General features: G+C 39.0%; 10 protein-coding genes. 9 read left to right on the forward strand and 1 reads right to left on the reverse strand.

Going from position 1 to position 12,563, the window contains the following annotated elements:
- Positions 1-323 precede the first annotated feature (323 nt).
- The 4 genes from ACJ004_RS04970 (at position 324) to ACJ004_RS04985 (ending at position 6,376) form a co-directional block, all read left to right on the forward strand.
- Positions 324-1,238 carry a proline dehydrogenase family protein gene (locus ACJ004_RS04970; protein WP_410891488.1) on the forward strand — a complete coding sequence of 305 codons (915 nt, stop codon included), beginning with the start codon at positions 324-326 and terminating at the stop codon, positions 1,236-1,238.
- Positions 1,239-1,268: 30 nt separating this feature from the next.
- On the forward strand, positions 1,269-2,837 hold the full coding sequence (gene pruA / locus ACJ004_RS04975; protein ID WP_410891489.1) for an L-glutamate gamma-semialdehyde dehydrogenase: 1,569 nt from the start codon (positions 1,269-1,271) through the stop codon (positions 2,835-2,837).
- A gap of 129 nt (positions 2,838-2,966) precedes the next feature.
- Positions 2,967-4,424, forward strand: a complete 1,458-nt coding sequence (putP, locus tag ACJ004_RS04980) for a sodium/proline symporter PutP (RefSeq protein WP_410892124.1) — start codon at positions 2,967-2,969, stop codon at positions 4,422-4,424.
- A gap of 263 nt (positions 4,425-4,687) precedes the next feature.
- The gene (locus tag ACJ004_RS04985) at positions 4,688-6,376 is read left to right on the forward strand and encodes a sigma-54 interaction domain-containing protein (protein ID WP_410891491.1); all 1,689 of its coding nucleotides are present in this window, start codon (positions 4,688-4,690) and stop codon (positions 6,374-6,376) included.
- A 127-nt stretch (positions 6,377-6,503) separates the two neighbouring features.
- Here the strand turns inward: ACJ004_RS04985 and ACJ004_RS04990 are convergent, their stop codons facing one another.
- Positions 6,504-6,740: a YitT family protein gene (locus ACJ004_RS04990; protein ID WP_410891492.1), complete on the reverse strand. Its 237-nt coding sequence runs from the start codon at positions 6,738-6,740 to the stop codon at positions 6,504-6,506.
- Between ACJ004_RS04990 and ACJ004_RS04995 the strand changes: the two genes are divergently transcribed.
- From ACJ004_RS04995 to ACJ004_RS05015, 5 genes are all read left to right on the forward strand, one after another.
- The gene (locus ACJ004_RS04995) at positions 6,735-7,151 is read left to right on the forward strand and encodes an Lrp/AsnC family transcriptional regulator (protein ID WP_410891494.1); all 417 of its coding nucleotides are present in this window, start codon (positions 6,735-6,737) and stop codon (positions 7,149-7,151) included. The two genes, ACJ004_RS04990 and ACJ004_RS04995, sit on opposite strands and share 6 nt — an antisense overlap.
- Positions 7,152-7,596: 445 nt before the next feature.
- Positions 7,597-8,028: a nitroreductase family protein gene (locus tag ACJ004_RS05000; RefSeq protein ID WP_410891496.1), complete on the forward strand. Its 432-nt coding sequence runs from the start codon at positions 7,597-7,599 to the stop codon at positions 8,026-8,028.
- A 575-nt stretch (positions 8,029-8,603) separates the two neighbouring features.
- A complete protein-coding gene (locus ACJ004_RS05005) occupies positions 8,604-10,265 on the forward strand; it encodes a LytS/YhcK type 5TM receptor domain-containing protein (RefSeq protein ID WP_410891498.1) in 1,662 nt (553 codons plus the stop codon).
- Entirely contained in the window at positions 10,262-11,029 is a 768-nt protein-coding gene (locus ACJ004_RS05010; protein WP_410891500.1) for a LytR/AlgR family response regulator transcription factor, read from the forward strand. The genes ACJ004_RS05005 and ACJ004_RS05010 overlap by 4 nt, the downstream gene beginning before the upstream one ends.
- A gap of 149 nt (positions 11,030-11,178) precedes the next feature.
- On the forward strand, positions 11,179-12,426 hold the full coding sequence (locus ACJ004_RS05015) for an L-lactate MFS transporter (RefSeq protein ID WP_410891502.1): 1,248 nt from the start codon (positions 11,179-11,181) through the stop codon (positions 12,424-12,426).
- Positions 12,427-12,563: the final 137 nt, after the last annotated feature.

Here is a 12,563-nt window from a genome sequence, read left to right on the forward strand (position 1 = left end):
GTTACACTTTTATTTCCAAAACCGTTAAGCACTTTGGGGAATTTGTTCTTTCTCTGTTTTATTAATAAGGCTCTTTTCGTAAACTTTGTGTAGTTTGTCCTTAAGGAGTATGGAAGTTTAAACAATTAATAAAAAACTATGTTCGATTTCCTTACAACATTGTTCAAAAGTCGTTAGACAAGGAGTATATTCAGTTTAACAAGTTAACAAATGTGTTTAATTTTAAAAATATATAGACAATTTTGTTCATAGTATTATAAAATCGGGTAAAGGCTTTACATAATAAACAATAATGTTCATTCTATTAAGGAGGATTGAAGACAATGGAATTATTAATGAGAAATATGTTTCAATCGCTTGGGAAGAATACCTCAGCTAACAAACTAGCTAAAAAATACGGCTTACGTTTTGGAGCTGGGCGATTTGTGGCGGGGGAAACCATCCAAACAGCCATTGATTCCGTAAAAAGGTTGAATCATGATGGCAAAATGGTTACCTTAGATCACCTTGGGGAATTTGTTTATACAGAAGAAGAAGCACAGGAATCAACTGCCATGTGTATTCAAACACTCGATGCTATTGCCGAAGCAGGAGTCAAGTCCAATCTTTCTCTTAAAATGACATCGCTTGGCCTTGATATTAGCAGAGATTTATGTATGAAGAATATGCGTAAAATTCTTAATCGAGCTAAACTCCATCAAAATTTTGTCAGAATCGATATGGAAGATTATGATCACTGTCAAGTATCATTGGATATTTATAAAGAGCTTCGGAAGGAATATGACAATGTAGGCCTCGTTATTCAAGCCTACCTTTTTAGAACAGAACAGGATATTGCAGACTTAAATCAACTTAATGCAAACCTGCGTCTCGTAAAAGGGGCATATAAAGAGTCTTCAACTGTTGCTTTTCCTGAGAAAAAAGATGTAGATGAAAATTTTAAAAAGATTATTAAGCAGCATTTATTAAACGGCAACTATACAGCGGTAGCAACCCATGATGCATCGATGATTGAATTTACAAAAACTCTAGTAAGAGAACACCGCATACCAAAAGAGCAGTTTGAGTTCCAAATGCTATATGGAATTTGTGAGGATATTCAAGCAAAGCTAGTAAAAGAAGGGTTTAATGTCCGTGTATATGTGCCTTACGGGGTAGATTGGTTTGGTTATTTTATGAGACGGTTAGCAGAAAGACCAGCTAATGTATGGTTTGTTCTAAAAAATTTATTAAAATAGCAATTTTATATAAAAAGGAGTCGGAAGATTATGATAACTACAACACAACAAGCACCTTACAAAAATGAGCCTTTTACCAATTTTTCTCTGGAAGAAAATAAGCAATCGATGGTTGCAGCTCTTGCAAAAGTGAAAAAGGAGCTAGGCAGGAAGTACCCGCTTGTGATCGGTAACGAAAAGGTCTTTACCGAGGAACAAACCATTTCTATCAATCCTGGAAATGTGGATGAAGTCATCGGAACTGTTAGTAAAGGGAACAAGGAATTCGCTGAAAAAGCCATGCAGAAAGCGTTGACAACCTTTGAAACTTGGAAAAAGGTTGCTCCGGCTGAACGTGCGGAATATCTATTCAAAGCAGCAGACTTAATGAGACAGCGCAAGCACGAGTTTTCTTCTTACCTTGTCTATGAATCTGGGAAAAACTGGGCTGAAGCTGACGCTGATACAGCAGAAGCAATCGATTTTATGGAATTCTATGCAAGAGAAATGATTCGCCTTAGCGAGACAAGCATTCATCAGCCGCTTGTAAACATTGAAGGTGAGGCCAATCATATCTCTTATATTCCTCTTGGTGTAGGGATTGTTATTGCTCCGTTTAACTTCCCATTGGCGATCATGGCAGGAACAACTGTCGCAGCGATTGTATCAGGGAATACGGTGATTTTGAAACCAGCGGATGCAACTCCTGTGATTGCAGCTAAATTTGTTGAATTAATGGAAGAGGTGGGTCTTCCTTCAGGAGTCCTCAACTATATGCCAGGGGATGGAATCGATGTAGGTGAGTATTTGGTCGAGCATCCAAATACTCGGTTTATCTCTTTTACAGGCTCACGTGCGGTTGGATGCCGTATTTATGAAAGAGCATCAAAGGTTCAGCCTGGTCAATTGTGGTTAAAGCGTGTCATTGCAGAGATGGGCGGCAAGGACGGAGTTGTTGTCGATGAAACAGCCGACTTAGATGCAGCAGCAACGGCTATTGTCGCTTCAGCTTTTGGCTTCCAAGGACAAAAATGTTCAGCAGGCTCGAGAGCGATTATTGTGGAATCGGTTTATGATAAAGTGGTGGAGAAAGTAACGGAGTTAACGAAGAATCTAACAATTGGTCTTCCTGAAGAGAACTATGCGATTGGGCCGGTGATCGACCAAAAATCAGTCGATAAAATCATGGGCTATATCGAAATTGGCAAAACAGAAGGCAGATTGCTTACAGGCGGCTCTAGAGCAAATGGTAACGGCTTCTACATTGAACCAACCGTCATTGCGGATGTTCAACCAAAAGCCCGGATCATGCAGGAGGAAATCTTTGGTCCTGTCCTTGCCCTTGCCAAAGCAGCTGACTGGCAGGAAGCCATTGAAATCTATAATGACACGGATTATGGATTGACAGGCGCTTATCATTCCCAGAAAGAGGAACGTATTCAGTATGCCCTTGAAAACATGTACTGCGGAAACCTTTATATTAATAAAAAGTGTACAGGTGCATTAGTTGGTGCCCATCCATTTGGCGGATTTAACATGTCAGGCACCGATTCAAAAGCTGGTGGATCCGATTACCTGCTGTTGTTTACCCAAGCTAAACTGAAATCTAGAAAACTTTAATAACATAATAAATTGGGTCCCCCTCTACAGGGGGGATTCCCAAAAAAACAGCCGTGTTTAAAATTTCATTGTAAGCGCTTCATGTGATTATTTGGAGTCAAAAAAAAGAATGGGGGATGGGCTTTGAATATACAGATTCTTATTTCTATCGGTATTTATATGGTGGGTATGCTAATTATTGGGTATTTTGCGTACAAGCGTACGTCCAATCTAGAAGATTATATGTTAGGTGGAAGAGGGCTGGGGCCTGCTGTCACAGCACTAAGTGCAGGGGCATCGGATATGAGTGGCTGGCTGCTCATGGGTCTTCCCGGGGCGATGTTTTCTCAAGGTGTGAGTGCCTCATGGATTGCCATTGGATTAACAATAGGTGCCTATTTAAACTGGCTTTATGTAGCACCACAGTTAAGAACTTATACAGAGAACGCCAACAATTCTATGACCATTCCTGCTTTCCTGGAGAATCGTTTTGGTGATCGTTCGTCTATGCTGCGCTTGACCTCTGGACTCATTATTATTGTCTTTTTTACTTTTTATGTATCCTCGGGAATGGTTTCAGGCGGGGTTCTATTTGAAACAACCTTTAATCTGCATTACCAGACAGGACTTTGGATTATCGCTGCTGTTGTGATTGCCTATACTTTATTTGGCGGATTTTTAGCGGTGAGCTGGACCGATTTTGTACAAGGCTTAATAATGGTAACTGCTCTTATTTTAGTTCCAGTTGTGACCATCATGGAAGTAGGCGGAATTGGCCCCGCATTTCAGGAAATAAAGGGTATCGATCCCAAGTTATTTGATATTTTTAAAGGTACCACCGTGTTAGGGATTGTTTCCTTGATGGCATGGGGCTTGGGGTACTTTGGCCAGCCGCATATCATTGTCCGCTTTATGGCTATTTCGTCCGTTAAAGAAATTAAAAAAGCAAGACAAATTGGTATGGGCTGGATGATATTTTCTGTTTGTGGAGCAATGTTTACTGGTTTCATCGGCTTGGCCTTTTACTCAAAACAGGGACTCACACTATCTGATCCTGAGACCGTCTTTATTGAACTAAGTAGAATTTTATTTCATCCATTGATTACTGGATTTTTACTGGCAGCATTATTGGCGGCGGTAATGAGTACGATATCTTCCCAGCTTCTTGTGACAGCAAGCTCGCTGACCGAAGATGTTTATAAGACATTCTTCCGCCGGTCTGCAACAGATAAAGAACTATTGTTTATTAGCAGACTATCGGTGCTAGTAGTTGCCTTTATTTCAGTTGTGATTGCCTTTGATAAAAATGGAACCATTTTATCGCTAGTCGGATACGCTTGGGCTGGATTTGGAGCTGCTTTTGGGCCTGTCATTCTGTTGAGTCTGTACTGGAAACGGATGAACAGATGGGGCGCTCTAGCCGGAATGGTTGGCGGTGCCGTAACGGTAATCATTTGGGCCAGTGTACCGATATTAAAAAATAGTTTATACGAAATCATCCCAGGATTCATCGTAGGCTTGGCTGCCATCTGGGTTGTCAGCTTGATGACTCCCGAACCGAGTGAGCAATTACAAAGAGAGTTTGAACAATATAAACACTCGGCTTAACATGTTACACCTAGTGCCCCCAAAAAACAGATGGTTGAAGCCTCTGATTTAAATTGTTGGGTATAGGTTTATAGAATATGTTTGTGAAAAAAGCTGATATCCGTATAAACATACGGGTTCAGCTTTTTTAATTAATGTTCACTCATAAAAGGAGAATCCTAATGCTGAACTATTCCTACTATATCGCACCTAAAAGGGCAGCTTATCTAGAATAGCCGTTGAATTTATGTTAAAGTGAAGAAAAAGCTTGAAAGGATTTTAGTATGTTCAAATGCGCACCATTTATACTGGATTACTCCTTTACAATTGTAAATAATCATATACCATTATTAGAAATAAAAAAGAAACTTAACGAGTACAATTTTGTTATTGTGTCAGGTGGAACATACTTTATCATTACTCATTATGAAAACAGCCTAATGGCCTTAGGCGACGACTCCATGCCCATTATTGATTGGCTCGAACATCTCAATTGGCTGGAATCAACCGTCATTTCTGATGGCAATGGAGTCGATTCCGCTGTTGATTGGCGCAGACCGGTTCTTGTTAAAAACGAAAAAGGAATAATCGGTGTCCTTCCAGCTGAAAAGCGGATTGAAATGCTAGAAGATGAAAACCGCCAAATATCTGCTTATTTTCAGACATTAGCGGAGACAATTAATGAATCGGTTACGGCTGTCGATCAAGCTGGACATGTCGTCTATTGGAATACTACAGCGGAAGAAACCTATAAGATTAAAAAAGAGTACATTCTCGAGAAAAAAATAGGGGAACACTTTAGTGATGAATCTATTATCCTTCACCGAATATTAAATGAAGGACGCCCAGTAAGAGGACAATATCATCGACCTGATAAGGATACACACGTTCTCATTAACGCTTCACCAATCATTATCGAAAATAAGATTATAGGTGGAGTTGCGACCGAACAGAATATCACGAATATTATCCGTCTTAATGAAGAATTGGATTCAAACTCATCCTTGCTTGTTCAAAAGTCCAATCCCTTTTCAACCATGGTAAGCGGCAGCTCTAAATTTCAGGATGTCTTGAAGATTGCGCAAAAGGTCGCCCATGCGGATATCCCCATCCATTTAACAGGGGAACCTGGGTCAGGAAAGGAAATGCTGGCACAAGCGATTCATTATGGAAGCACAAAAGCTGAAGGTCCTTTTATCACCCTAAACTGTTCGGTCATCCCACCTGCATTGTTGGAAATGGAGCTTTTCGGTTTTCAAAAGGAAACCTTTACAGCGGAACAACAAACCTTACAAATCGGCCGGATTGAGCAAGCTTTTGAAGGCACTTTATTCATAGAAGATATTGATAAAATGCCGCTTCAGGTCCAATGGAAACTATTAAATTATATGGTCGATCATCATTTTTACCGTGTGGGTGGGGTAGAGAAAATTACCTCGCCAACACGTATTATTACTTCCACCTCAGAATCGATTGAGGTTCTCGTGAAACAAGGAAATTTTAACGAGCAGCTTTATTTTCATTTATCCGTTATTACCATCGATATCCCGCCATTAAGAACCAGAAAAGAGGATATCATTGCCTATGCCCAGAAGTATATTCAAGAATTTAGCTCTAAGTATAAAAAGCCAGTACCGGAGATCTCTTCTGAAACGATGAACCAGTTAGTGAAATATGATTGGCCAGGAAACATCCGTGAGCTTAGAAACACGATGGAACGTTTGGTTCTACTTAATGACAAATCCGTTATTACTGATGAACATTTGCCTGAAAATATTAAGTTGATTGCGAAACAAATTACCATCCAAACAAGGGAAAACGTTCACCAGGAAGATCCTATAATAAATACTGAAGTCTTAGAGATTGAGGAAGCATTAAGAAAAACGTATGGAAATAAAAGTGCAGCGGCTAACCTTTTAGGGATTTCAAGAGGGACATTATATAACAAAATAAAAGAATTTGGATTAAATTAAACAGAAAAATACACCAGCTTTGGTGTATTTTTTTATCTTTTCTATTCATTAATATGAGATAGGATTCCTGGTAAATAATGTTTTAAAAATTGCCGCTGCCAACTATGGGATAGCGGCTATTTTATCTTTAAACAGCTACCTTAGAATCAGCCGTCTTAATGGAATAAGTTCCTTTTTGCTCTGCTACTTTGTTTCTTTTCGCAATGTCATTTTTATAATAGCCAATCACTTTGGCTGTTACTGCGATTGACAAGATGGAGCATAACCCTCTGGCCAGTCCAACGACGTAAATACTTGAAAGGATCACTAGAGTATCGAAGAGGAAGTTGGTATTCCCTGGATTAAAGTTAAATCTCTTTTGCAAAAAAATGCTGGAATAACAATTAGTGATTTATCAGTTGAATTGTCCTTAAGCCGGCCAAGTATTACCGAACGTCTTCACAGGTTGCAAGAGAAGGGGATTATTGAAGAATACAGCGCTAGAGTATCTATGTCTGCTGTTGGACGGGAAATTTTATTAATTATTCAAGTAAGCGGCATAAAAGTATCTTTGCAGGAATTCGAAGATTTCATAAAAAGGGAAGAGGAGATTATTGAGTGCCACCGGGTTACCGGAGAAGTCAGCTATTTTTTAAAAGCAGCTGTTTCAAATATGAATAGCATGAGGCTCTTAATCGATCGATTAATTCCATATGGAAACATCAATACTTCAACCGTTTTATCGTCACCTGTTCCTTATCGTTACATTTTGCCGATCGTAAAAGAATCTGAATAGCTTATATATATATCCATTTCTAAATTAAATTTCCGTATTAAGAAAAAGTTTTAATTAAAACAGAACATTTGTTCTATTGCTACTATTAATATGGTAAACTATAAGAGCAATAGAATAGGATTTCTCAAGGGTGGTCGGCTCTCTCCCATATAGAAAGGGGGTGATGCTGTTGACAGTTTTTGAAACACTAATGTTTACGATTGCTTTTGCCAGTCTAATCGTTGCCGTACTGTCATCTAAACAAAAATAATCCACCCTTGAGTTTAGAGGCTCGGGTGGATCATCATCACTAAATAGCTGATCCCCTCCTGAGGGAACCTTCTATTGCTGGATCGGACATGTTGCTGCATGTCCGGTCTTTTTTAATTTATTCAATGTTTATTTAATTATAACCGATATTAGTACAAAAGAAACATCTTTTATTCGTAAGGAACCAGAAGAAATCATGATTTTATATATCGATAAAATTAAGAAGGGAGGGTTCGCCGGCACAATGGCTCCCAATCATAAAATGACCGAGCCATGGGAAGTCTACGTGGTTGGTGCAGATACAAGAGCAACGTTAAACCACAAAACCAATTTCTGCAATGCCCCTGTTGTACTTGCCATTTTATCCAAACACGGTGCCACAGAAATTGAAACCATTGAAAACGCACATGCTACTACATGCTTTGTGCAAAATTTTAATTTAGCCGCTTGGGCGGAAGGAGTTGGAACCTTCTGGTCATCAATGGGGAGTGCTCAGAAAAACCGTGAAATACTAGGTGTTTCGGATGGGTATGATGTGATTGGAGTATTTGGAGTAGGGTACCCAAAAGAAATCAATGAACCCAAAGAAAGAACTCAAATTCAAGAAAAAATAAAGTACCTTCCGTAAGTAGTCGTGTATAGTGATAAAACAATATGAAAAAGAGCAAGGGGTACCGTTTTATAAAGTTAAGACAAATTCATTAAAAGTGCAATAAGAGGATGGAGTCACTAAGACTTCATCCTCTTATTTGCTTCCATATGTTTATTAAGATATATAAATTTGGCTCTTTTCTAAAGGATCGTTGCTTTTTGGATTCGCTGATAAAATGCTATTTTCCGCTGATAAATTATAAAATTCGCTGATAAAATGCTATTTTCCGCTGATAAAACTATAAAATCCGCTGATAAATCATTCTAATCCCCTGATAAGGTGTAATTTTACACCTAATTGAGCCGTTTTGGAGTTTAAACTTTATAGAAAACAATAATATTTGCGAAAACAGCCATAAAGTTCAAGCAAATAAGTGGAAATAATAATTTGATATCACTAAAATAGAGGGGTTTTTGAAAAAGGTTAAACGTAGTAAAATTCATGCCTGTTATTTGGGAATAATACCAATAAAAACTGCAAAAAGAAATGAAGGAATTACTGCAAGGAGGCCTTTAAATTTAAGAAATTAGAATTATAGAAAGGAAATATAGATGAACACATCATTAGAAATGCTGATCCAATTATTTGAACGAGCTGCCTTGCTCTTGATTTGCCTGTTCTTTATGATACGGATTCCGAGATTTAAGGAATCACTTCAAAAAGACCGCCATTCTCCCACAGAGCGTGTTGTCATTACACTTGTGTTTTGCTTATTTGCCATATTTGGCACGTATTCAGGGATTAATGTGGAAGGGTCGCTTGTGAATGTCAGGATTATCGCTGTCGTTTCGGGTGGGATCTTGTTTGGACCTTGGGTAGGAATCATTACTGGTATTGTCTCAGGAGTACATCGATATTTAATTGATATTGGTGGAATTACATCGATTCCATGTCTCATTACAAGCATTCTTGCGGGGATTATATCCGGTTATATTAACCGAAGAGTGAAGAGGTCGTTGCGTTGGATTTATGGAATAGCGGCAGGAATTGTGTCCGAAATTTTAACCATGCTTCTGATACTTGCTATGGCCGATCCATTTGAATTAGGTTTGGACATCGTCTCTAAAATCGCCTTCCCTATGATTGCAGGAGAGGTAAACATAGGTTTAATTGTTTTGCTTGTTATGAGCGTGGAAGGTGAAAAGGAAATGATTGCAGCGAGACAGGCGAAGTTAGCATTGGATATCGCAAATAAGACTCTGCCTTACTTTCGGTCTATTAATTCGGATTCCCTTAAGGAGATTTGCCGTATTATAAAAAATGATATTAAGGCCGATGCAGTTGCCATTACAGATACCAATAATGTGCTCGCTTATGTTGGTTTTGGAGAAGAACGATATGTAATTGGGCAGGAAATCATTAGTGATTTGACAAAAGAGGCGATTTACAGCGGAAAATTCATTATTCGGAATCATGTGGCAGATCACCATACACCCCAAATTCACTCCCTTCTCATTGTACCCTTTGAGGAGCATGGAGAGGTGACGGGATCTCTTAAAATCTACTACCGTAAATCTTATAAAATGACCTATTCGCTTCAAACTATGGCTATCGGACTCTCACAAATCATTTCCACCCTTATGGAGGTTTCCCGTATAGAACAAATTAGGGAAGCAGCGAACAAGGCGGAGTTAAAGGCGCTCCAAACGAAAATTAATCCGCACTTTTTATTTAATGCACTCAATGCAATTGCCTCCACAACACGCAGAAACCCGGACAAAGCGCGTGAGTTAATTATCAATCTTTCTAGCTATATGCGTTACAATTTAGAAGTTAGTGATGAATTAATTGATATCCATAAAGAATTGGAACAAATCCGTGATTATGTGCAGATAGAGAAGGCTCGGTTCGGCAACAGATTAACGGTTGAATACGATATTGACGATGTAAAGGTCCACATACCAAGTCTGCTCATCCAGCCTTTAGTTGAAAATGCCATTATCCATGGAATCTTAAAAATAAAAGGCCCAGGAGTGGTGACCATTTCGGTTAAGGATTTGGGAAGTAAAATAAGAATTAGTGTCAAGGATACGGGAGCTGGAATTAGCGAAGATGTTATTCAACAGTTGCAACATGATGATGTACCAGCCAACAAAATCGGCTTGTATAATGTTCACCAGCGAGTGAAACTCATCTATGGACATGGACTGGTCATTCACCGGCTGGCACCTGGAACAGAAGTTTTTTTCGATATGGTAAAGGAGAACCTATGAGAGCGATTATTGTAGAAGATGAAGTACCAGCTCGTGAAGAACTGGAGTATTTAGTTGAAGTCTATAGTGAAATAGAAGTGACCCATTTTTTTGATGATGGCTTAGATGTTTTAAAGTTTTTGCAGGAGCATGAAACAGATGTAATCTTTTTGGATATTAATATTCCTTCCCTTAATGGGATGCTGTTAGCGAGTACCATTAGTAAATTTACAAAAAGGCCTTATATTGTCTTTACCACTGCCTACAAAGAGCATGCAGCACAAGCCTTTGAACTGGAAGCCTTTGATTATGTTTTAAAGCCCTATGACGAGAAGCGAATTGCCGCGATGTTAAGCAGGCTGGAATCTGCCTTTAAACGAGATCAAGCAGAAACAATGTTACCAGAAACGCAACTGAATTCACAAGGACTACAAAGAGAAATCCCTTCGAAGGCGTCTAGTCGAATCAATTTGAAAAAGAATGATAAAATTATCGTAACAGATGCGAATGATATCTATTACGCGATAGCAAGTGAAAAAGTTACATTGGTGTATACCCACCAGGAGGAGTACACCATGCCGATGAGCATAACGGAATTTGATTCCCTTTTACCAGAGGACCTTTTCTTTCGCTGTCACCGTTCCTATACTGTTAACCTGACCAAAATCCGTGAAATTGTTCCATGGTTTAATCAAACCTACATGCTGCGCCTGAAAGATCTTACAGTGGAAATTCCGGTAAGCAGAAGTAAAGTGAAAGAGTTTCGACAAATTATGCATCTATAACCTCCATTCATTCCGATTAATAGGCATCTCATTCTGAAAACGATTTCTATCTTTTTTTCGATGCTATGATGATGATATAGACAAGATCAATTAAAGGTTTTTGATATTGAACATTATCATTTTTATATGGAAGAAAAGAGGAGATCGCAATGAAATCAAGTACAGATCGTCGATGGCTGATCGTGTTAGGAACTATTATTGTACAGATGGGATTAGGAACCATCTATACTTGGAGTCTTTTTAACCAGCCGTTAGTAGAACTCTTTCATTGGAAGCTAAATTCAGTTGCTATTACATTTTCAATAACCAGCTTCGCCTTGGCATTTTCTACGTTGTTTGCCGGGAAGCTGCAGGATAAATGGGGTCTTCGTCGTTTAATTGGTTGTGCAGGCCTTGTATTGGGAGCAGGATTAATCCTTAGTTCCCAGGTATCATCATTATGGATGCTTTATATTTTAGTAGGTGTGGTAGTTGGGGCCGCAGACGGCACAGCTTACATCACCTCGTTATCTAATCTAATTAAGTGGTTTCCGGAGAGAAAAGGACTTATTTCAGGAATTTCTGTAGGTGCATACGGTACGGGAAGTTTGTTATTCAAGTTCATTAACGGTTCCCTTATCCAATCAGTTGGTGTGTCCCAAGCCTTCTTTTACTGGGGATTAATCGTTATGATTTTGGTTGTGGCTGGTTCATTCCTTGTACGGGAAGCAAAAATGAGTCATGTGTCGCAAACCCTTGGCGGCAGTATCCAAAAAGATTTCACTGTTAAAGAAATGCTTAAAACAAAGCAAGCCTATCTATTATTTTTCATTTTCTTCACAGCCTGCATGAGTGGGTTATTCTTGATTGGAATTGTTAAGGATATTGGTGTTAGATTAGTAGGACTTGATATTGCAGCTGCCAGTAATGCTGTGGCATTGGTTGCTATCTTTAATACAAGCGGACGCATCATACTCGGGGCATTATCAGATAAAGTGGGCCGTTTACGAGTGGTATCAGGTGCACTTCTTGTAACAGCAGCAGCAGTGACAGTATTAAGCTTTGTCCAGCTTAATTATGGGTTGTTCTTTACCTGTGTAGCCGGAATTGCCTTCTGTTTTGGCGGTAATATTACCATATTCCCTGCTATTGTAGCTGATTTCTTTGGCTTAAAAAATCAGAGCAAAAACTACGGAATCATTTATCAGGGTTTTGGTATTGGAGCCATTTCCGGATCATTTATTGCTTCAGCCTTAGGTGGTTTCATACCTACATTTAAGCTTATAGCGATACTGAGCATAGTCTCATTGATCATCGCCCTGACGATCAAGGCACCAGGTTTCGGTGAGCGGAAAACGAAGAATAAAAGGACTCGTGGGGAGATTCGCAACCTTTCACCGGAAACACGAGCAAGTTAATAGAGCATTAAAAAAAAGAGGCAGCGCCCCAATTTAATTGTGGGCGCTGCCTTTTGCCTATCTGAAAAACCTGAAAGCCATCCTTTTGAAATCAGTTACTCACGTTTCTAAATTTATTGTATTTTATTAAACTTTAC

The organism is Neobacillus sp. 204 (assembly GCF_046562815.1).
Taxonomy (GTDB): domain Bacteria; phylum Bacillota; class Bacilli; order Bacillales; family Cytobacillaceae; genus Neobacillus.